General features: G+C 28.6%; 21 protein-coding genes. 7 read left to right on the top strand and 14 right to left on the bottom strand.

What is annotated here, in order from left to right:
• Positions 1 to 61: 61 nt before the first annotated feature.
• The 11 genes from ATE90_RS05190 to rpsF all read right to left on the bottom strand — a co-directional run bounded on the left by ATE90_RS05190 (position 62) and on the right by rpsF (position 7,277).
• On the bottom strand, positions 62 to 733 hold the full coding sequence (locus ATE90_RS05190; protein WP_036786570.1) for a TrmH family RNA methyltransferase: 672 nt from the start codon (positions 731 to 733) through the stop codon (positions 62 to 64).
• A 308-nt stretch (positions 734 to 1,041) separates the two neighbouring features.
• Positions 1,042 to 1,746, bottom strand: a complete 705-nt coding sequence (locus ATE90_RS05185; RefSeq protein ID WP_036786572.1) for a LytR/AlgR family response regulator transcription factor — start codon at positions 1,744 to 1,746, stop codon at positions 1,042 to 1,044.
• A gap of 9 nt (positions 1,747 to 1,755) precedes the next feature.
• Positions 1,756 to 2,079 (bottom strand): Hpt domain-containing protein, encoded by a 324-nt coding sequence (locus ATE90_RS05180; RefSeq protein ID WP_036786573.1) that lies wholly within the window; start codon positions 2,077 to 2,079, stop codon positions 1,756 to 1,758.
• Positions 2,061 to 3,128: a sensor histidine kinase gene (locus tag ATE90_RS05175; RefSeq protein ID WP_036788226.1), complete on the bottom strand. Its 1,068-nt coding sequence runs from the start codon at positions 3,126 to 3,128 to the stop codon at positions 2,061 to 2,063. Before ATE90_RS05175 ends, ATE90_RS05180 begins: the two co-directional genes overlap by 19 nt.
• Complete coding sequence (locus ATE90_RS05170) at positions 3,128 to 4,267, bottom strand: FIST signal transduction protein (protein ID WP_101450987.1); 1,140 nt, start codon at positions 4,265 to 4,267, stop codon at positions 3,128 to 3,130. Before ATE90_RS05170 ends, ATE90_RS05175 begins: the two co-directional genes overlap by 1 nt.
• A gap of 81 nt (positions 4,268 to 4,348) precedes the next feature.
• Positions 4,349 to 4,888, bottom strand: coding sequence for a heme NO-binding domain-containing protein (locus tag ATE90_RS05165; protein WP_036786578.1), 540 nt, complete (start codon positions 4,886 to 4,888; stop codon positions 4,349 to 4,351).
• A gap of 6 nt (positions 4,889 to 4,894) precedes the next feature.
• Positions 4,895 to 5,311, bottom strand: coding sequence for a response regulator (locus tag ATE90_RS05160; protein WP_036786581.1), 417 nt, complete (start codon positions 5,309 to 5,311; stop codon positions 4,895 to 4,897).
• Between the two features lie 186 nt (positions 5,312 to 5,497).
• A complete protein-coding gene (locus ATE90_RS05155) occupies positions 5,498 to 5,965 on the bottom strand; it encodes a DUF6495 family protein (protein ID WP_101450985.1) in 468 nt (155 codons plus the stop codon).
• 209 nt (positions 5,966 to 6,174) lie between these two features.
• A complete protein-coding gene (rplI, locus tag ATE90_RS05150) occupies positions 6,175 to 6,621 on the bottom strand; it encodes a 50S ribosomal protein L9 (RefSeq protein ID WP_036786586.1) in 447 nt (148 codons plus the stop codon).
• Positions 6,622 to 6,635: 14 nt separating this feature from the next.
• Entirely contained in the window at positions 6,636 to 6,932 is a 297-nt protein-coding gene (gene rpsR, locus ATE90_RS05145) for a 30S ribosomal protein S18 (RefSeq protein ID WP_036786587.1), read from the bottom strand.
• A gap of 3 nt (positions 6,933 to 6,935) precedes the next feature.
• The gene (rpsF, locus tag ATE90_RS05140) at positions 6,936 to 7,277 is read right to left on the bottom strand and encodes a 30S ribosomal protein S6 (protein ID WP_036786589.1); all 342 of its coding nucleotides are present in this window, start codon (positions 7,275 to 7,277) and stop codon (positions 6,936 to 6,938) included.
• Between the two features lie 125 nt (positions 7,278 to 7,402).
• Here rpsF and ATE90_RS05135 point away from each other — a divergent pair, with 125 nt between their 5' ends.
• Together ATE90_RS05135 and ATE90_RS05130 are read left to right on the top strand one after the other, a co-directional pair.
• Positions 7,403 to 8,299 (top strand): sterol desaturase family protein, encoded by an 897-nt coding sequence (locus ATE90_RS05135; protein WP_101450983.1) that lies wholly within the window; start codon positions 7,403 to 7,405, stop codon positions 8,297 to 8,299.
• Between the two features lie 92 nt (positions 8,300 to 8,391).
• Positions 8,392 to 10,134, top strand: coding sequence for a carboxypeptidase-like regulatory domain-containing protein (locus ATE90_RS05130; RefSeq protein ID WP_036786593.1), 1,743 nt, complete (start codon positions 8,392 to 8,394; stop codon positions 10,132 to 10,134).
• A 191-nt stretch (positions 10,135 to 10,325) separates the two neighbouring features.
• On the opposite strand, the gene priA is transcribed toward ATE90_RS05130, so the two are convergent.
• Positions 10,326 to 12,797, bottom strand: coding sequence for a replication restart helicase PriA (gene priA, locus ATE90_RS05125; RefSeq protein WP_254712296.1), 2,472 nt, complete (start codon positions 12,795 to 12,797; stop codon positions 10,326 to 10,328).
• Positions 12,798 to 12,854: 57 nt separating this feature from the next.
• On the opposite strand from priA, the gene ATE90_RS05120 reads away from it, so the two are divergent.
• Genes ATE90_RS05120 through ATE90_RS05110 form a run of 3 tightly spaced genes read left to right on the top strand, consistent with a single transcriptional unit; the run spans position 12,855 to position 15,541 of the window.
• Entirely contained in the window at positions 12,855 to 13,718 is an 864-nt protein-coding gene (locus tag ATE90_RS05120) for an alpha/beta fold hydrolase (protein WP_036786595.1), read from the top strand.
• Between the two features lie 11 nt (positions 13,719 to 13,729).
• Complete coding sequence (locus ATE90_RS05115) at positions 13,730 to 14,608, top strand: alpha/beta fold hydrolase (protein WP_180335175.1); 879 nt, start codon at positions 13,730 to 13,732, stop codon at positions 14,606 to 14,608.
• Positions 14,609 to 14,662: 54 nt separating this feature from the next.
• Positions 14,663 to 15,541, top strand: coding sequence for an alpha/beta fold hydrolase (locus tag ATE90_RS05110; protein WP_162178847.1), 879 nt, complete (start codon positions 14,663 to 14,665; stop codon positions 15,539 to 15,541).
• Positions 15,542 to 15,741: 200 nt separating this feature from the next.
• Here the strand turns inward: ATE90_RS05110 and ATE90_RS05105 are convergent, their stop codons facing one another.
• Entirely contained in the window at positions 15,742 to 16,947 is a 1,206-nt protein-coding gene (locus ATE90_RS05105) for a THUMP domain-containing class I SAM-dependent RNA methyltransferase (protein ID WP_101450979.1), read from the bottom strand.
• A 110-nt stretch (positions 16,948 to 17,057) separates the two neighbouring features.
• On the opposite strand from ATE90_RS05105, the gene ATE90_RS05100 reads away from it, so the two are divergent.
• Together ATE90_RS05100 and ATE90_RS05095 are read left to right on the top strand one after the other, a co-directional pair.
• On the top strand, positions 17,058 to 17,783 hold the full coding sequence (locus tag ATE90_RS05100) for a class I SAM-dependent DNA methyltransferase (RefSeq protein WP_036786599.1): 726 nt from the start codon (positions 17,058 to 17,060) through the stop codon (positions 17,781 to 17,783).
• A complete protein-coding gene (locus ATE90_RS05095) occupies positions 17,780 to 18,457 on the top strand; it encodes a ZIP family metal transporter (RefSeq protein WP_036786600.1) in 678 nt (225 codons plus the stop codon). The genes ATE90_RS05100 and ATE90_RS05095 overlap by 4 nt, the downstream gene beginning before the upstream one ends.
• Before the next feature lie 168 nt (positions 18,458 to 18,625).
• Here ATE90_RS05095 and ATE90_RS05090 read toward each other — a convergent pair whose 3' ends face one another.
• Positions 18,626 to 20,809, bottom strand: coding sequence for an ATP-dependent DNA helicase RecQ (locus tag ATE90_RS05090; protein WP_036786602.1), 2,184 nt, complete (start codon positions 20,807 to 20,809; stop codon positions 18,626 to 18,628).
• Between the last annotated feature and the right edge of the window lie 44 nt (positions 20,810 to 20,853).

Below are 20,853 nucleotides of genomic sequence, written 5' to 3'. Positions count from 1 at the left end.
TTTGTTTTTAAGGTCTTAATTATTCTTAATCACAATCGGAAAAACATATATCAATTTCAAGTTAATTATTATTTTGATAATAATGTTGTTCAATTTTATCAACATTTTTAATGGTTTTCCTTACCCAATCCAAATACAAAATTTCTTTTTCTTCTTCAGATAATTTCCAATCAACATTAGACATCCTCAATTTTGTAGTCACATCTTGCAAAATAATTGCAGCGGCGACAGAAATATTTAAACTCTCTGTAAAACCAACCATTGGTATTTTTAAAAAACCATCTGCATTATCTTTCACATAATTAGAAACCCCTTCTGCTTCAACTCCAAAAACAAATGCTGATTTCTTGGTAACATCAAAATCCTGCAATAGACCAGAGTTATTATGAGGTGTTGTTGCTATGATTTGATATCCTTTTTCTCTTAAAGTATTTAAACAAATTTGTGTATTATTCGCATCTGATTTATACCGTTTTGAAGTTATCCATTTTTGAGAACCTTTTGCAACGTGCCTAGAAACCTTATTTGTATATTTATTTTCAATGGCATGAACATCTTGAATACCAAAAATATCGCATGTTCTTATAACTGCGCTTGCATTATGTGGTTGAAAAATATCCTCTAGAACAACTGTAAAATGACGCGTTCTATCTTCTAAAACTTTTTTAAAGAGTGCTTTTCTATTCTCTGTTAAATAACCTTCAAAATATTTTAATAATTTTTCATCCATCATAAAATATAAATTTAGTAAAAAAATAAGTCCTTAATTACTCTGATTTAGATTAAAATTTAATTGATGTTTCAAATTTCTGTTTTTTAATTTAAAAAGTCATAACCCGAAAACACATCTTGCCTTTGATAAAAAAAAGTTGTTTTAAAAATAGTATGAATTTCTATTAAAACGAAATAAAAGCCTTTGGAAATTAATAGAATTATTAAAATAGACACTATCTAAATATGAGCCTTTTAAAATGAATAATTTAAGTTATCGTTGCAAGCAGCACATTTACATAGTAAAGAAATTTTATTATTTTAATGGAATTATAATAGGTCTAACCGCTTCATTAACTCCTTTCTTTTAGAACGACTAACAGGCACTAAATCTTTTTTGATTAATACACTGTTGTCTTCTATATCTATAATTTTCTTAACATTAATAAGATAAGAGCGATGTACTTTTAAGAATAAAGAATCAGGTAATTTTTCTTCTATCTTTTTTAATGTAGAGTGCACAACATAATTTCCATCTTCCGTCTTAATATGAATGTAATCTCCTTTTGCTTCAATTAAGTATATACTAAGCAAATCAATTTTTATTAATCTTCTATCTATATTAACATAAAATTCGTTTATGAGGTCAAGTTCACTTTTTTGACTTGTTTGCCTCTGAAAAAAGAGTTGTGTTTCTACTTTCTTTATTGCCTTTTCAAAACGCTGTAACTCGATAGGTTTTAATAGATAATCAACAATAAAATCGTATTCAAAAGCTTTTATTGCGAACTGAGGGTCTGAAGTAGTGAAAATTATTTTAGGTGGATTTTTTATGGTTTTAACAAAATCTAATCCACTAAAATTTGGCATATGAATATCTAAAAAAACAAGATCAACTTTATGCTCGTTCAAGTATTTAATTGCTTGAATAGCATTTGAAAATTCATGAACAAGGTTTAATGAGTTTACTTGATCGCAAAGAGTTTTTATAATAACTCTTGCCATTTTTTCATCATCTATAATAATACAATCCATAGTGTGGGGCTAAATAGTTAACAAATATTCAGAAATAACTTTTAAAATTTTATCAAAATCTTGATGTTCTTTTAAATCTAATTGATTTTCTCGAAGATTATGCTCAAATTTATTTGCTTGAGCGTACCCTTTTTCTAGTCCTAGGATACTAAATTTATGTTTAATTCTATGAACATTATCTTCGATTCTTTTAAAATCCTTAATCTCTATACTACTAAAGTAGTCTCTTATTTCATCAGGGAATTCAGTTTTTATGACACCTATCAAAGTTTTCTTTATGGATTCTTCCCCTCTAGCAAGTTGTTCAATATACTTTAAATTTGGTTGTTCCATGTTTGTTTTTTTATTTTAAAATAAAAAATAGTTTCTACATTTGGCAAAGATTCTAACCAAATTTCCCCTTCGTAAGTTTCTATAATTTTCTTAACAATTGACAAACCAATGCCTGTAGACTTATAATCATTTTCTAGTTTTTGGAAAGCTATAAATATTTTATCAAAATACTGTTCTTCTATTCCTTTTCCATTATCTTTTATGATAAATTGCCAAAATTCATCTTGTTCAGAACAACGAATCTCTACAAAACCACCTGTTTCTTTATCATTAAATTTAATTGCATTATAAATTAAATGGCGAAATAATAATTCTAGTCGATACTGATCTCTTTTGATAATAGGTAGTTTTCTAGGAACAGAAATTATAACGCCTTTTGGATTCTCAAAAGTTAATATAAGATCATTAATTAATACATTTAAATCCACTTCATAGATTTCTTTTTCTACTTTACCAATGGAAATATATTCTGAAATTCCAAAGATTAATGTATCTATTTTTTCAATATTCTCTCTTATATGATTTATAATTTCTCTTCCTCCTTCTCCTAAAACTTCGAAATAATCTTGTTTTATCCAAGTTGTTAAAGCATCAATACTCTGCAAAGGTGATTTCAAATCATGAGAGACCATATGTGCATATTCATTTAACTCTTGATTTTGTCGCTCTAAATTTGATACAAGCTTATCTTTCTGTTTATTTATTTCTATTAATTCTCTTGTTTGATTATCTATAAAATCGACTAATTTTAAAGAATCTTTAGTTTCTAATTGAAGGTTTTCTTTAAGACCATAGAAATTTAATGTATTTATTACATTATTAAGCTTCTCTATGATTTTTTTTTGAGATTCCGACTCCTCTTTTAATTGTTGATTGGAATTAAAAAGTTCTTCAGAACTTATAGATGCCGCCCTGTGAAGTCTCGAGAACTGATCTTCTGAAGTTGCATAAGATCTATCTACGGCATCTAAAAAAGCATGCAATTCTTTATTAGATTGCAAATCTTTAGGTAAATATTTTCTTAATTGTCTTTTTAAAAGAGGGTTCATCATTCACTAATTAAGGTAATAGCCATAGTTTGGTTGTGAAGTTGACAGTTCTTTTCTCCGTTAAACGGAACTATTTCTCCATAGGAATAGAAACCTAAAATTGTTGTTTCTTTATTTAACACTTCTTCTACTTCTTCTATTTCTTCTTCTACTCTTTGGTCTAAAACTAATTTTCTACCAAAACAACTTACTAAAATTGCTAATTCTGGTTTGTTCTTTCTTAACTCTAAAGCACTTACAGCAGCAACCTCTGCCGCAGTTACGATGCTATCTACATTTGTCATCATTAACTGAACTTTAGAACCTTCTAATATATCACCCGCTAATAGCATTGAGTTATTTTCGTCATTAATATTTAAAATGGTTCTTACAATTGATTTTTTTTCATCTGTAGATTTCACTTTTAATGGATACAATAATGCTGCACTAGGTAATTCTTTAGATTTTTCTCCTAAATAAGTCTTGTATAAATTTAATGCTGGTTTACCATCTAATTCAAATAAAATATTATTTTTTGATTTCGTTACTACTCTTTCGGGTCCAAAAGGTGTCCAGCCTCCATTTGATGCAAAAGTTACTTCTAAGGTCTCACCATAAAAACCAATAGCAACTATTTTTCCTTCCTTCGGATTTTCATTATAAGATGACAATGTAGTGTCAAATCTCACTCCATCTCCGCACAAAGCTCCAGTTATAAAAAGACGATCTTTGGAAGCAAAATTCATACCTTTAGTTAGTTGACTTCCGTTGGTATAACTTCCATCAGCAACGACAAAGGCATATTTTAAATCTTTTTTCGGTAATTTTAAAATTAATTCTTTACCTGTTTTAAAACTATCAATTTGAGCGTTAGAATTTAAAACATTTGCTGTTTTAATTAAAAATTTACTCTTTTCAAATTCTATTGCAGTAATAGTTATACTCTCATCATCAACAGATTTTGAGGTTATATTTCCAGAAGTTGAACCAAAAACTATATGACCGTCTTTAAAAATATCTCTAACTTCATTAAAAATATTTTTTTCTTGCAACATAAATCTATTACCAAATACTAAAACTAGAGGATCTTTTAAAGTAAGCTCTTCTGTTAAATACTCAAATTTTTGATTTTTATTTTTTTTTAATTGTACGGTTTTCATTTTTAAGAAACGTTTTCTTTCCCAGTATATCTATATAGTTCTTGTTTTTTTTTAAATAATATATTCTTAAATAACTTCAAATTAATCTTTTTGAATAACGAATCTCACTTCTGTTCCGTCCTCTTTTATTTTTTGAAGCTCAATTTTTGCTGTAGAATTAAAGTGTGAAAAAGTTTTATTCATTAAACCTAGACCAAAATGATGCATAGCTCTACTAGACTTATAAATCATGATTAAAGAATTTTTATGTTTTTCTTCTACAATAAAAGTCGGCAACTCTGCATCTGGGTATATTTTTTTAACCTCTATATGAATGTGATTCTCTATGGATGCAAGCATTTCTATAGGATCTTTAAAAGAAGCCAATAAGCCGGGATAACTCTTTTCTATCACCGAAAAAAAATGCTCACCATATATAAGTAAAAGGCTATCAACTGAAATGGTTGTGTTCTTACTTAAATTTTGCAATAATTGCAGCATTTCTGAAAAGCTATAAGTACCTATGGTTGTATATATTCCGTTAGATTCTAGTTGAGCTTCAGAAATTATTTTATCTACCATTTCTAAACCAAACTTATCTTCAACAAGTTCTAAAAATTCAGTAAAAACAATTCCTTTCATACTGTTTTATAATTTTCTTAATTCATTTATACTCCAATAAACTAAAACACTTTCAATTTTTTTAACATAATCCTCATATTTTAAAGGTTTTAAAATATAGCCAGAAATGCCTTCTCTATAGCATTCTAATAAATCTTTTTCATTACTTGATGTTGTTAAAATAATGGTAGGAATGTGTTTTAAGTAACTCTCTTTTTTTAAGATTTTAAGAAACTCAATACCATTAATTTTAGGCATATTTAAATCTAGTAATATTATATCTGGTAAATTAGTTCTATCCTCCTCTAACAAAATTAAAGCTTCTTCACCGTTTTTTGCTTCGTGAAGAATATGATCTAATTTTAAAAATGAAATTGTTCTTTTCATCTTCATAACTTCGATTAAGTTATCTTCGACCAATAAAATTTTTAATTTTTTTTCCATTCCATTTTATGAGTTGATTTTTTTCATTTTACAAGATAAAGTTTATAAAAAATAAATTCTAATAAATAATGACGATAGACCACTTTAAGATGTTTAAATACCATAAAGTATCGACCAAATGTATTTTTTAGTCAACGAGTGTGTTTCACAAAAGGATATAAAAACACACCATATTTATAAATTAAATTAACTAATTATAGTATTAAAGTATTCAAAAATTTCTCCTTTTGAAATCGAACTTCCTTTTTCAATTAAATCGAAAATTTCTAGATTTCTTTCGAAGTTATAAGGTTTTGAACCTTTAAAAATATCCACAGAGTTATCCATTGGATTTTTCATCAGCCACTCAAAACCTTTTTGCTCTAATAGGTTAATATCCCAATTTACTTTAATAGCAACTCTATATATCTCATTATCATCACATTTAAATAAGTTCACTGAAGTTTTTGAGAAATGTTCTGCATAATTGGTTTTTGATAAAACATCATCCCAAACGATATCAGAAAAAACATTCATTTGATCTTCTGCGATACTTAATTTTTCTTTTTTTATTTGGGTCCATTCTTTAACATCTATACTTTGAGATGCTAAAAACTGTGAAAATTCTGAATGTAAACTTTCAAATTGTTCTTTAGTAAGTTGTCTGTATTTCATTTTAAAGTAAAAAGTTGATAATATGAACTAAAGCTTTAGATAGTAATCTGTTATTCCAAAAGTAAGAAAAGTAATACTATAAAAATACTTAAAAAAAAGGTTTAGACTTTCACTTATCTTAAGTAAAATATAAATACTGAACCTTTGGTTAAATTTAAAAAGCCCGTTATTTCTAACGAGCTTTTTAATAAAAAATTTTAAGAGAGTTTCTATTCAGCAACCACTTCAAAAATAATATCTGCAACTACTGCTCTGTGTAATCTTACAGAAGCCTCGTATTTACCTAATCTTTTAACAGAACCACCAACAACTTTGATAAATTTCTTATCTAATTCTGTTCCTGCTTTTGCTAATGCTGCTGCTAAATCTATGTTGTTCACAGAACCAAATAACTTGTCTCCTGAACCTGTTTTAGATGCAATCTTAATTTCGTATCCTTTAATTGTTTCTGCTAATTTATTAGCGTCTTCAATTAATTTAGCTTCTTTATAAGCACGTTGTTTTAAATTCTCTGCTAAAACTTTCTTTGCAGATGAAGTAGCTAAAACAGCTTGCCCTGTTGGGATTAAAAAGTTTCTACCATAACCGTTTTTCACAGATACAACATCATCTTTAAATCCTAAATTTTCTACGTCTTGTCTTAATATTAATTCCATATTCTACGTCTTTATTATTTTAACAAATCTCCAACGTAAGGCATTAACGCTAAATGACGCGCTCTTTTGATTGCTTGCGCAACTTTACGTTGATATTTTAATGATGTTCCTGTTAAACGTCTTGGTAAAATTTTACCTTGTTCGTTTACTAAATACATTAGGAAGTCTGCGTCTTTAAAATCGATATACTTAATATCTTTCTTTTTAAATCTACAGTATTTAGCTTCCTTTTTAGTGTCTATATCTAGTGGCGTTAAATATCTAACGTCAGCAGATTTACCACCTTTTGATTGTTGTTCTATTGTTGCCATTTTTTATTTTTTTGCAGATTTAACACGTTCCGTTCTGATTTTAGCCCAAGCTGCTGCATGTTTGTCTAATTTAACAGAAAGATATCGCATAACGCTATCATCTCTTCTAAACTCCAACTCATAAGCAGAAATTTCTTCTCCAGCTACTTTGAACTCTAATAAATGGTAAAAACCACTTTTTTTCTTTTGGATTGGGTACGCTAGCTTCTTTAAGCCCCAATCTTCTTTTGAGATCATTTCAGCTCCTTTGGAAACTAAATAATCTTCGAATTTTTGTACTGTCTCCTTTATCTGAGTATCAGATAAAACGGGATTCAAAATGAAAACAGTTTCGTAATGATTCATAAATTAAATATTTATTGTTTATTTTTAAGGCTGCAAATATACATACTTTTTTGTATTCTAAAGCATATTTTCTACATTAAAATCTCTTCATTTTTATAATGAGTTAAACTATTTAAAATACTGATATGCAAATACCTGAACTACCAAATTTAATTCATTATGCAATTCCCTTTTTTATCCTAACTGTAATTCTTGAAATAATTTTAACCGTAAAAGTAAAACTGGAAGATTACGACTTTAAAGATGCTACCACTTCTGTTTTAATGGGTTTAGGAAATGTTTTTCTTGGTTTTTTAAGTAAAGCCATGGTTTTAACTCTTTTTTTATTTCTTTATAACTATCGCATATTTACGATTTATTTTACTTGGTGGTCTTGGATTTTAATACTATGTGCAGAAGATTTTACATACTATTGGTTTCATCGAATTAGCCATGAAAGCAGATTATTTTGGGCTAGTCACGTCGTGCATCATTCTTCAAAAAAATACAATTTAAGTACTGCTTTAAGACAAACTTGGTCTGGAAGTTTTTATAGTTTTATTTTTTGGCTTCCTTTAATTTTAGTAGGATTTCATCCAATAATGGTAATGGTTCAAATGTCAATCAGTTTGATTTATCAATATTGGATTCACACAGAATTAATTAATAAATTGCCAAAATGGTTTGAAGCTATTTTTAATACACCAAGTCACCATAGAGTTCATCATGCCACAAATCCTCAATATCTAGACAGAAATCATGCAGGAATTTTTATTATTTGGGATAAGCTTTTTAAGACTTTTGAAGCAGAAGTTGAAAAACCTATCTATGGTTTGGTTAAAAATATTGAAACTTATAATCCTGTTAAAGTAGCATTTATTGAATGGTTTGAAATGTTTAAAGATTTTTCTACATCAAAAATTTCCATAAAAAATAGATTACTTTATTTAATTAAACCACCGGGATGGAGACATGACGGAACTAGTATTTTATCTGATGATTTAAGAAAAGAATGGGAAAAAAATAAAAACACTAACAATTAAAACGTAGATTCATTTGTGAATAATTTTACTACAATTAATTATTTTTGAATTATTAAAAATAGCTTTCTTTTAAAATTATAAATAAAACAGCAATGAAAAAGTTAATTTATATTTTCAGCATACTCTTCACTTTTAATTTTATAGCCCAAAACAAAAATAAAACTGTATACAATCTAAAAGAAATTACAGGAATTATCACTTTGGAAGATTCCCCGCTATCTGGTGTAAATATACTTATTAAAAATTCTAATAGAGGCACAAATACGAGCGGAAAAGGGTTTTATAAAATTAAAGCTAGAGCGGGAGAAATAATCCAATTTTCTCATTTAAATATGAAACCAATAGAAATGCTCGTAGAAGACGTAACGACGATTTTAAATTTAGAAATGATTCCTGCTGAAAATATTTTAAATGAAATTATTATTACAAGTAAACTAGACAATAAAAAAGGAATAGGGATAAAAACTCCAAGAAAATTTTCATCAGCAAGAATGAATATAGATACTAGAAGAGCCGGTTTTGCTGCTGCATTTATAAAAGGAGATGACCTCAATAAGTCTGCCTCTAGTATTGCTCAAGCACTGCGAGGTAAAGTTTCCAATTATAAATTAATAACCGATTTAAATGGTCTTGAATATGTTCGATTAAGAGAAACCAGTTTTATCGGCACTGTTTCCTATGCACTTTGGGATGTTGATGGAACTCTTTATACTCAGGTTCCTAACATAGATTTAAATGATGTTAAAGATATCGCTGTAATTAAAGGCTTAGCAGGAACAGTAAAGTACGGTTCTCAGGCTGTTGGAGGTGTAATTGTTGTAACAACAAAATCAAATTATTTTGCTTCAGCTACTACTAAAGGCATTAACTCTAAAGATGATAAATACACAAATAAAAATTATTATAATAATGATGCTGTTGCCATAAATGATTTGAAAATTGGTGAACCAAATTATTATAAGTTATTTGAAGCTGCTGGAACACCAAGCGCAGCTTATGAAAAATATAAAAACATATATCCAGAATACAAGGCTAAATCCAATTTTCATTTTAACACTGCTAATTATTTTATAAACACATTTAAGAGCAAAGAATACGGACTAAAAATACTTTTAGATTTAGAAACTTATGCAAATAACAACCCTGAAGTATTAAAAGCCATAGCTTATAAGTATCAAGAATTAAAATTACACAAAGAAGCTGTTGGTATTTATAAAAAATTGATGGTAATTAGACCTGAACATGCTCAGTCTTTTAGAGATCTAGCAAATGCATTTACACATGCAAATGAATACAAAAATGCTTGGAAAATATATCTTTACTATCTCAGAAAAGGATTCGAGATTAAGGAAAATGGAATAGGAGAGATTTTTAATACCGAAATGCAAGCAATATATGTTCAAAGAAAACAGAAAGATAATATTAAAGAAAAATTAGCTTTTAAAAACAATACTTCTTTGATTAAAAATGATATTCGATTGGTGTTTGAATGGAATACTTCCGAAGCAGAGTTTATATTCGAGTTTGTAAATCCAAACAAGCAGTCTTTTAAAGTAAACCACACATTGTCTGAAAATAGCCAACAAATATTAGATGAAAAATTAATGGGCTATAACTCGAAAGAGTTTTTAATTGAAGAAGTTGGAAACGGTGATTGGCTAATAAATCTTACATATTTAGGAAATAAAAAATATATACCCACATTTTTAAAAGCAACTACTTATTATAATTGGGGAAAATCAAATCAAAGAGAAGAGATTAAAGTTTACGAATTAACTTTAAAAAATATTAAAGCGAAACTACTAAGTCTTAATGCTGGTATGCTTTATAACTAGTCTTAAGATATAAAAATCCCAATTAAATAGACTCGAAAATTTCATTAGAAAAACATAGTATTATTTTATCTTTTAGTGTTCTTATTGACTAAAATAGCAAACAGTAAAATAAATCAATATTTGATTAAAAACTAAAGTGAACTCAAAAACTAGCTAACTAAAAACCTACCGAATGAATTCTATCGGATTATTTAATATGCATCTACATCAATAATAAAACGAATTGGTCTAAAATCTTTTACAGCTTCAAACGTATTTTTAATTTTACTTAATTGATTTTTTGTACTTACTAGGTTTTGTTTTGGCGGAATTTTAATAACAATATTTTTAATATACTGATTTCTAATTCTTGAAACAGCAGGTGCGGTTGGTCCTAAAACATGTTCTCCAAAAGAATTATAAAGCGCTTTAAATAACCAATTAACTCCGCTATCAACTTTGTTGTAATCTCTATGTTTTAGTGTAATTTTTATCAACCTGTAATAGGGCGGATATTTATATTGCCAACGTTCTTGCAACTGTTCTTTATACATTTCTGTATAATTTGTAGTTGAAACTTGTTGTAATATTTGATGAAATGGATTGTAGGTTTGTATGGCGACATTTCCTTGTTTTTTACTTCTTCCTGCCCTACCGGAAACTTGCACCATCATTTGATATGCTCGCTCATGCGCTCTAAAATCAGGAAAATTCAACATCGTATCAGCATTTAGAACACCAACCAAAGAAACATTATCAAAATCTAGACCTTTTGAAAGCATTTGTGTCCCTACTAAAACATCAATTTCTCTTGCTTCAAAAGCACCAATTATTTTTTGATATCCATATTTTCCACGAGTGGTATCTAAATCCATTCTTCCGATTTTAAAATCTGGAAATAATTTTTTTAATTCTAACTCAATTTGTTCAGTTCCAAAACCTTTATTATCTAAAGTATTACTTCCACAAGCACCACAACTATTAGGCATTGCTCTTTGATAATTACAATAATGACAACGTAACTCGTATTTGAATTTATGGAAAGTTAAGGAAACATCACAATTTGGGCATTGAGGGGAAATCCCACAAGTTTTGCATTCAACAACTGGTGAAAATCCTCGTCTATTTTGAAACAAAATAACTTGTTCTTTTTGATCTAAAGCTTCTTGAATTAATTTTAACAACCTATCGGAAAAATGACCATTCATTTCCTTTTTTCTCTGCTTCTCTTTAACATCAATCAATTCAATTTTAGGCAATTGAACATTTCCATAACGTCTTTTGATTTCTACAAAACCATATTTATTTTGCTGTGCATTAAAGTAACTCTCCAAAGATGGAGTTGCCGAACCTAACAATATTTTTGCTTTGTGAATTTTTGCCAAAACGATTGCAGCATCACGTGCGTTATATCTTGGTGAAGGTTCAAATTGCTTATAAGAAGTTTCATGCTCTTCATCCACTATAATTAATCCTAAATTAGAAAATGGTAAAAATATTGAAGACCTCGCACCTAAAATAATTCTGGCTTTTGTTTTGTTTCCTAAAACATTATTCCAGACTTCCACCCGCTCATTCATAGAATATTTTGAGTGAAAAACCGAAATTTGTTCTCCAAAATAAAACTGTAAACGTGATATAATCTGAGTAGTTAAAGCAATTTCTGGCAATAAAAACAATACTTGTTTACCCTCATCTAAAACCTCTTGTATTAACTTTGTATAAACCTCTGTTTTACCAGAACTTGTAATTCCATGTAATAAAGTTACGTCTCTATCTTTGAAAGATTCTTTAATCTCTAAAAGCGCTTTTTCTTGAAATTCGTTCAATAATTTCAAAGAATTTGTATCACCTTTAAATTGAATTCTATCCGTTTGAATATTATAGAATTCAAAAATATTTTTATCTACCAAAGATTTTAAAATCGTTGAAGAAACAGCTGCTTTTTCCTCTAAGTCTTTAGCCTTTATTGAATTTTTGGTTGATGATAATTGAAAAAATGTTAAAACCGCTTCTCGTTGTTTTTTTGCTCTTGATAATTCTTGTAATAATTTAGCTAAAGAATCATCCGAGTTATAATTTGAATGCAAACGAACATATTTCTCCAACTTTGGTTTATACTGTTCGTAAATTTCTTCCTTTATTGTAATAGCCGATTTTTTAATCAATTCATTTACAATTGGCATTACATTTTTCTTACCTAAAATATCGGCAACTTGATGAATAGTTAATTGCGATTGATGTTGCAAGGCCTCATAGATTAGAAACTCATCATCAGTCAAAGCTGAGTCCTCTAAAAATCTCTCATTTTTGTAAATAACAGTTTCACTTTCTAATAAAAAAGCAGATGGCAAAGAGGCTCTATAAACATCACCTAAAGAACACATGTAATAATTGGCAATCCATTGCCAATGTTTTAATTGTAATTCATTTACCAATGGAATTTTATCTAAAATTTGATGAATTTCTTTCGCTTCATATAGCGCGGGTGCAGTTTGATGAATATTAAAAACTAACCCTGTATATATTTTTGTTTTACCAAAAGAAACTGCTACACGCATTCCTGTTTGAAGAAAATTAGCTTCTTCTTCAGTTACAGAATAAGTGAACGTTTTCTGAAGTGGAATCGGTAATATGATATCTATAAAATTAATTTTATTAAAATTTAATGTTAGAAAGTTCAAAATTAATTAAAAATGATTATATTTATATTATAATTTTAATTAATCCCCCAGAAAATTATGACTACATTAAATTGGAAGGATAGAGGAACATTCTATTCAGTATCAAACAAAAAAATTTTTGTCATTGATGAAGGTACTTCAAAAGACGTATTAGTAATCTTACACGGTTACCCAACTTCATCATTTGATTATGAAAAAATTTTACCAGAATTAAGTAAACATTATAGAGTAATAATTCATGATCACCCAGGTTTTGGTTTTTCTGACAAACCTGATTCTTTAACTTACTCTCTCATAGATCAAGCTGATTTTGCTTTACAATTATGGTATAAAATGGGTTTGAAAGAAGTCACCATTTTAGCTCATGATTATGGCACTTCTGTAGCAAAAGAAATTTTAGCTCGAAAAAACCACAACCAAATTACTATTAAAATTAAAAAAGTATTTCTATGCAATAGCAGTAAGAGACTTGAGTACTTTCATTTAAGAAACATGGACCAACTTTTAAAAAATAAAAGATTGGGGAGTTTTATTGCGCAACTCGAAGCTAATGGAGTTCGTAAAATTAAGAAAAAAATAACTATTGAAAATCAACCTAAAAATGATATTCAAAAAGTTTGGAATAATCTAAATTCAGATGAAGGCAAGAAAGAAGTTCACTTATTAAGTAATTTTATAAATCAACATTACACATTTTGGCATAGATGGGCGCAAGCTTTAAAAGAATCTAAAATACCAATAAAAATAATTTGGGAAAGAAATGACCCTTCAGCAGTTAAAGAAATTGCCATAGTTTTAGCAACAGAGAGCGGTAATCATAATTTAGAATGGTTGGAAAACACCCGACATTATTCTATATTAGATACCCCAAAGCATTGGTTAAAGCTTGTTTTTAAATTTAATTGTGCTGCGATGTATTAATGATATTTAGAATGACGAACAATGATGAATTTATTTCTTCTTCAGATTGGCAAAAAAAAGGTTTTTTAATACCGGTTCATAATAAAAATATTTTTACAATTGATACAGGTGGCGAACATGAAAATTGTTTGGTAATTCTTCATGGATATTTAACATCGTCTTATGATTATAGGAAGGTTTTACCTGAATTATGCAAACATTACAGAGTTATCATTCAAGATTTAATTGGGTTTGGTTTCTCTGATAAGATAGAAAACAAATATTTTACAATTACGGAACAAACTGATTATGTTTTGGAATTATGGAACATATTAGAATTAAGAAACTTTACTTTAGTTTCTCATGATTACGGGAATCTAATTACTAAAGAAATTTTAGCAAGAAAAAACTCTTACAGCACAAAAATTGAAATAAAAAAGATATATTTTTCTAACGGAAGCGCACCAATAAATCACCGTGATTATTCAGAAATACATAAACCTGATGAAGATGATGTTTCTAAAGAAATGATTTCTATGCTAACATCTTTTGGCGTCTATAAAAAAATAATGAAAGAGAGTTTTTACGATGAAAATAAAATTACGGACGAAGAACTGAAAGAAATGTGGACTCAACTTCACTATAACAATGGTAGAAATATTATTAATTTTGTCTATAATTACGTAAGGGAACGTAAAATATTCTGGGATAGATGGGTTAACGCATTAAAAGAAACGGAAATACCAATTGAACTTGTTTGGGGAAGAGAAGATAAAATTACAGATCAATGTTTACCCAATTTACGGGATAACAAATTTGCTAATCAGAATATTTCTTGGATAGAAAATACTGCTCATTTCCCAATGTTAGAAAGTCCAGAAAAATGGTTGCAAAGCATTTTAAAAGCTTAAGAATTTAATTTGTTTTAATTTTACTATTCGTTAATGATTATTAAAAAAGTAAAAATGAATAGTTTAAATTGGCAAAATAAAGGAGAAATTATATCTGTTAATAACAGAAATATATTTGTTATAGACACTATAAATATTAATTTAAATACAATAGAAAATCAAAAGAAAACGCTTGTTATTCTTCATGGGTATCCAACTTCTTCTTTCGATTATTATAAAGTTTTACCAGAATTAAGTAAACATTATAGAGTTGTTATTCACGATCATTTAGGTTTTGGATTTTCTGATAAACCTTTAAAATACTCCTATTCTTTAATTGAGCAAGCAGATATTGCACTTCAATTATGGAAGCAATTGAGTTTAACAAATGTTACTTTGCTCGCTCACGATTATGGAACAAGTATTGCCACAGAAATCTTAGCAAGACAAAACAAAAAACAAATTAATTTACAAATTGATGAACTCATTCTATGCAATGGGTCTATGCATATTGAGTTGTCTAAACTACGTACAATTCAAAAATTGTTAAAAAATAAAATTACTGGTAAATGGGTTGCAAAATTAACAAACTATACTATTTTCAAAAAGAATATGCGCAATGTTTATTTTGACAAAACAAAAGCTACAGAAGCAGAACTTAAAGAAATGTGGTTACAATTAGAGCAAAACAACGGCCGAAAAATAATTCACTTTTTATCCAATTACATCAACGAGCGCTATTATTTTTGGCATAGATGGATTGGTGCTTTAAAAGAAACTAATATAAAAACTAAGATTATTTGGGCAAAAAATGATCCGGTTGCTGTAGCTGTAATTGCAGATTTACTAGCTACAGAAATTGCAAATAATAATTTATATTGGATTAAAAATTGTGGACATTTCCCAATGTTGGAAAAACCAGAAGAATGGATTGAAAAAATTTTATCTGACTAAATACTTCCAAAAATTAATTCAGAACTATTTCATGTTTAAACTAATAAATTAAATCGAACTTACTTTAGTGAAAATTCCTAAACCTATAATTCCTCATCAATCATTTCGAATTACAAAATGGTTATGAATAGCTCATGAAATTTCTTAAAAAAACATTTTTTTCTAAGATTTTAATCCAATCCTCAAAATTATATAAAAAACTAATCTTCTCGCTCAGAATCAGCATTCGTCTTTATATCTATTTCTCCTTTGCGATCCTTAATCTTACGCGATCCTTCATACAACTCATATTTTACAAACTTACAATCTAAGTCCGCATTTTTCAATGCAATTCGTTTTGATGTTCTTAAACCTACCGATTTTAAAGCATCTGTATCTGAGGTAATTAACCATGCTGTTGAATTTGGATAATTATGTTTTAGTGTATCCCCTATTTTTTTATAAAATTCTTCAACATCTATGTTTAAACGTTCTCCATACGGTGGATTAAACAAGATAGTTGTATTACCAAAAACTTCTTTTGTTGAGTTAAAAAAGTTAACATGATGTACGCCAATAAACTCATCTAAATTAGCATTTTCTAAATTGGCTTTTGCTTTTTCTACTGCTGAAGGTGCTTTGTCAAATCCCATGATTTTAAAATGAGATGAACGTATTTTCTTTAACAGTGATTCTTGAATTGTAAAATACAAATCCTCATCATAGTCTTTCCAATTTTCAAAAGCAAACAATTTTCTGTTGATATTTGCAGGAATATTATTTGCTATCATTGCTGCTTCAATTAAAATAGTTCCCGAACCACACATAGGATCAATAAAATTTTCGTCACCTGTATAGCCAGATAACAAAACCATACCTGCGGCCAAGACTTCATTAATTGGTGCTATATTAGTTGCTGTTCTATAACCACGTTTGTGCAAAGAATCTCCAGAAGAATCTAAAGAGACAGTTAACCACTCTTTTTGAAGGTGAATATGAATCTTTACATCTGGATATTTTAAATCTACATTCGGCCTTTTGTGATATTTATGCCTAAAATAATCTGCAATTGCATCTTTAGATTTTAAAGAAATATAATGTGAGTTTGATGTAAAATTCTTGGAATTTACAACAGCACCAATGGCAAAAGTACCTTCTGCATCCAAAAAATTTTCCCATTTAATTTTCTGAATCGCTTCATATAAATCTTCCTCATCATAAACCTTACAAACTTTTATAGGTTTTAAAATTCGAACAGCAGTTCTTAATGCAATGTTTGCTTTATACATAAAGCCTTTATCACCTCTAAAAGAAACACTTCTTACCGCTTCCTTTATATCCTGTGCTCCTAAATTTTTAAGTTCTTCCGCTAAAACACTTTCTAATCCAAAAAGTGTTGTTGCTGTCATTTTAAAATCTCTTTCCATACTTGTAAAATTGACCACAAAAATACTATTTAAAAATAGGTTTTATACTAATTAAGAAATTCATTTTTATAAACGTTAGATTTGGTTACTTTTACATCCTTAAATTACTTATGAAAACAAAAGATTGGTTTACAGATTGGTTTAATACTTCATACTATCATACATTATACAAAGATAGAAATGATTTAGAAGCGCAGTTATTTATGAAAAATATAACTGCTTTTTTGGCATTACCAAAGACCACTCATATTTTAGATTTACCTTGCGGAAAAGGACGTCATGCTGTATTTTTAAATTCTCTAGGCTACAAAGTTACTGGAGCTGATTTAGCAGAAAACAGTATTCAAATTGCTCAAAAATTTGAAAATAATTCTTTAAAATTTAAAGTACATGACATGCGTCAACCTTTAAATAATCAATATGATGCCATCTTTAATTTATTTACTAGTTTTGGGTACTTTGAGGAAGACAAGGAAGACCTTTTAATTCTTGAAAATATTAAAAACGGATTAAACAAAGACGGTTTTTTTGTTTTCGATTTTTTAAATGCTGATTTTGTAAAAGCAACTTTAGTTGCCGAAGAAACTAAAATTATTGATAATATTACATTTCATATTACACGAGAAATAAAAGATGGTTTTATCCTAAAAAATATTACTTTTTTTGCGGATAATAAAGATCACGTTTATACAGAGAGCGTAAAATATTTAGATATAAATAAAATGAAAGCTTATTTTGAAAAAGTAGGTTTTAGAATCACCAATATTTTTGGAGATTATAATTTATCTAATTTTAACGTTGAAACTTCAAACAGATTAATATTGGTTGCAAAGTGAATTATATCTTACTAATTTTTCCTGTTTTAGTTGGTTCTATGCTGGTTTTTGTAATAAAACCGAGCAATAGAATCGTGCGGCTTTTGCTCGCTTTTAGCGGTGCATACCTTTTATCTGTCACTATTTTACATTTATTACCAGATGTATATTCTGAATCACAAAATCACAAAAGAATAGGCGTATTTATTTTAATAGGGATTATTTTACAATCTGTTTTGGAGTCTTTTTCTAAAGGTGCGGAACATGGTCATATTCATATTCATTCTGATGGAAAACGGTTTCCAACCTTGCTTTTTATAAGCTTATGTATACATGCTTTTTCTGAAGGATTGCCAATTCATAATACTGATGATAATTTATTATGGGCAATCGTTGTTCATAAAATACCCATTGCAATAGTCTTAACTACCTTTTTGATTCATACAAAACATACAAAAAAAACTGTTTTTATTTTTCTGTTCTTCTTTGGCTTAATGAGTCCTTTAGGAGTTTTAGTCGGTAATAAATTTCAGTTTTTTACAATTTATGGAACAGAAATTACTGCTTTCATTATTGGTGTTTTCTTGCATATTTCTACAATTATTCTTTTTGAGAGCTCTGAAAACCATAAATTTAATTTACAAAAGTTTACTGCTATTCTTTTCGGGATTATATTAACCATCCTTACTTTGTAATTTTTTTTATTGATAAACTTAAAAATAAAGAATGTGATACTACTTTTTTTGAAAAGTATTTTTGTTTAATAAAAACTCATTAATAGTTGTTAGAAAACATGCCCAATAAGTATCCTTAACTTCTATAAATAAGTTGAATTAATGTGTTATAAATAAGAACTACAAACTTTAATTAGCCACTTCATTAATAAATTTAATTCGCATTAAACGAAGCTCATCTTCATCATAATCACCATCAAATTCATTTAAAGCTTCTTGTATACTATCAGTCTCAGCTTCCATGAAGTACTCATGAATCTCTTCTTGTTGATCCTCATCTAACAAATCATCGATTGCATAATCTATGTTCAGTTTTGTCCCAGAGAAAATAATAACTTCCATCTCTTTAATTAGCTCCTTCATATCCAAACCCTTGGACTTAGATATATCTTCTAAAGGTAATTTTCTGTCAGTATTTTGAATAATGTATAGCTTTAGTCCAGAATTTATACCTGTACTTTTCACAATTAAATCATCAGGTCTCAAAACTTCATTTTCTTCTACATATTTCGAAATTAATTTGACAAAATCTTTTCCAAATTTCCTGGCCTTACCCTCTCCTACACCATGCACTTTGGAGAGCTCTTCTAGATTAACTGGATATTTTAGAGCCATATCGTCTAGAGAGGGATCTTGAAAAACTGCAAACGGAGGAACATCCGATATTGTAGCCACTTTCTTTCTTAAATCCTTTAATAATTTCACAAGTTTCTCATCTGAAGAACCTCCTGCCAATTTTGCTTTAATTAATATCGAATTATCATTTTCTTCATTATACAAATGATCTTCCGTCATCATAAAAGAAGAAGGATTATTAATATAATCGATTCCTACTTCGGTTAATTTTACAACTCCATACTGTTCTATCTCTTTCTTGACAAAATTTACTACTAAAACTTGACGTATTAGTGCCATCCAATAAGAAGCTACTTTGTCTTTACCAATTCCGAAGAATGGTTGTAAGTGAGTTTTATGAGAAGTAAGCAAAGCATTTTCTTTACCAATTATAGTGTTTACAACTTCTTTAGACTTATATTGTTGTAAAGTATCTTTTATTACTTTTAAAAGTTTTATTACATCCTCTTGAGCTTCATGTTTTTTCTTTGGATTTCTCGAATTATCGTCCATATCAGCGCCATTGCCGTTTATAGCATCAAACTCTTCACCAAAATAATGTAACAAATATTTACGCCTGTTCATTGAAGTTTCTGCGTATCCTACAACCTCTTGTAACAACGCATGCCCAATTTCTTGCTCAGCGACGGGCTTACTCGCCATAAATTTTTCTAGCTTTTCTATATCCTTGTATGCATAAAAAGCCAAACAATATCCTTCTCCGTCATCCCTACCTGCTCTACCCGTTTCTTGATAATAGCTTTCTAAACTTTTTGGTATATCATGATGTATTACAAAACGCACATCTGGTTTGTCTATTCCCATTCCAAACGCAATAGTTGCAACAACAACATCACAATCTTCCATCAAGAACATATCTTGATGTCTAACTCTTGTTTTAGCATCTAACCCTGCATGATAAGGTACAGCCTTAATACCATTAACTTGTAAAATTTGAGCAATCTCTTCAACCTTTTTCCTACTTAAACAATAGATAATTCCAGATTTTCCGTCTCTTTGTTTTACAAAACGAATGATATCTTTTTCAACTTCTTTTGTTTTTGGTCTCACTTCATAAAACAAATTGGCCCTATTAAAAGAAGCTTTAAATCTGTTTGCATCTGTTATTCCTAACGTTTTTAAAATATCTTCTTGTACTTTTTCTGTTGCTGTTGCTGTTAAACAAATAACAGGAACGTTATCTATCGCTTTAATTATATGCTTTAAATTTCTGTATTCTGGTCTAAAGTCATGACCCCATTCAGAAATACAATGCGCTTCATCTATGGCCACGAAAGAAATTGTTTGAGTTCTTAAAAAAGTAACATATTCTTCTTTTATTAAAGATTCTGGAGCTACATATAACAGTTTTGTAATTCCGCTTGCAATATCTTCTTTAACCTGATTTACTTCTGTTTTGTTTAAAGAAGAATTTAAAACATGTGCAACTCCATGTTGTTCAGAAATACCTCTAATAGCATCTACTTGATTTTTCATCAATGCAATCAAAGGAGAAACTACAATTGCAGTGCCTTCTGCCATTAATGCTGGCAATTGATAACAGAGAGATTTACCGCCACCAGTAGGCATAATCACAAAAGTATTTTGGTCATTAACAATACTTTTTATAACCTGTTCTTGTAATCCTTTAAACTTATTAAATCCAAAAAACTTTTTTAAAGGACTATGTAAATCCATATGTATAATTATTCATTTATTGTTAAAGAAATAGTAAACCTATT

Source organism: Polaribacter sp. Hel1_33_96, assembly GCF_002846595.1.
In the GTDB taxonomy this organism is placed as follows: domain Bacteria; phylum Bacteroidota; class Bacteroidia; order Flavobacteriales; family Flavobacteriaceae; genus Polaribacter.
The sequence above is the reverse complement of the archived record's forward strand: the minus strand, read 5'-3'. Positions and strand labels throughout refer to the sequence as shown.

Bases quoted from the DNA above. Each gene is read 5' to 3' on its own strand.
- ATE90_RS05130 (WP_036786593.1), top strand. From the start codon at position 8,392: ATGAAAAAGTTAATTTATATTTTCAGCATACTCTTCACTTTTAATTTT.
- ATE90_RS05180 (WP_036786573.1), bottom strand. From the start codon at position 2,079: ATGGAACAACCAAATTTAAAGTATATTGAACAACTTGCTAGAGGGGAA.
- ATE90_RS05090 (WP_036786602.1), bottom strand. From the start codon at position 20,809: ATGGATTTACATAGTCCTTTAAAAAAGTTTTTTGGATTTAATAAGTTT.
- ATE90_RS05165 (WP_036786578.1), bottom strand. From the start codon at position 4,888: ATGAAAGGAATTGTTTTTACTGAATTTTTAGAACTTGTTGAAGATAAG.
- ATE90_RS05190 (WP_036786570.1), bottom strand. From the start codon at position 733: ATGATGGATGAAAAATTATTAAAATATTTTGAAGGTTATTTAACAGAG.
- ATE90_RS05110 (WP_162178847.1), top strand. From the start codon at position 14,663: ATGAATAGTTTAAATTGGCAAAATAAAGGAGAAATTATATCTGTTAAT.
- ATE90_RS05115 (WP_180335175.1), top strand. From the start codon at position 13,730: ATGACGAACAATGATGAATTTATTTCTTCTTCAGATTGGCAAAAAAAA.
- ATE90_RS05160 (WP_036786581.1), bottom strand. From the start codon at position 5,311: ATGGAAAAAAAATTAAAAATTTTATTGGTCGAAGATAACTTAATCGAA.
- rplI (WP_036786586.1), bottom strand. From the start codon at position 6,621: ATGGAATTAATATTAAGACAAGACGTAGAAAATTTAGGATTTAAAGAT.
- ATE90_RS05185 (WP_036786572.1), bottom strand. From the start codon at position 1,746: ATGGATTGTATTATTATAGATGATGAAAAAATGGCAAGAGTTATTATA.
- ATE90_RS05105 (WP_101450979.1), bottom strand. From the start codon at position 16,947: ATGGAAAGAGATTTTAAAATGACAGCAACAACACTTTTTGGATTAGAA.
- ATE90_RS05175 (WP_036788226.1), bottom strand. From the start codon at position 3,128: ATGAACCCTCTTTTAAAAAGACAATTAAGAAAATATTTACCTAAAGAT.
- ATE90_RS05170 (WP_101450987.1), bottom strand. From the start codon at position 4,267: ATGAAAACCGTACAATTAAAAAAAAATAAAAATCAAAAATTTGAGTAT.
- ATE90_RS05135 (WP_101450983.1), top strand. From the start codon at position 7,403: ATGCAAATACCTGAACTACCAAATTTAATTCATTATGCAATTCCCTTT.
- rpsR (WP_036786587.1), bottom strand. From the start codon at position 6,932: ATGGCAACAATAGAACAACAATCAAAAGGTGGTAAATCTGCTGACGTT.
- ATE90_RS05120 (WP_036786595.1), top strand. From the start codon at position 12,855: ATGACTACATTAAATTGGAAGGATAGAGGAACATTCTATTCAGTATCA.
- ATE90_RS05155 (WP_101450985.1), bottom strand. From the start codon at position 5,965: ATGAAATACAGACAACTTACTAAAGAACAATTTGAAAGTTTACATTCA.
- ATE90_RS05100 (WP_036786599.1), top strand. From the start codon at position 17,058: ATGAAAACAAAAGATTGGTTTACAGATTGGTTTAATACTTCATACTAT.
- rpsF (WP_036786589.1), bottom strand. From the start codon at position 7,277: ATGAATCATTACGAAACTGTTTTCATTTTGAATCCCGTTTTATCTGAT.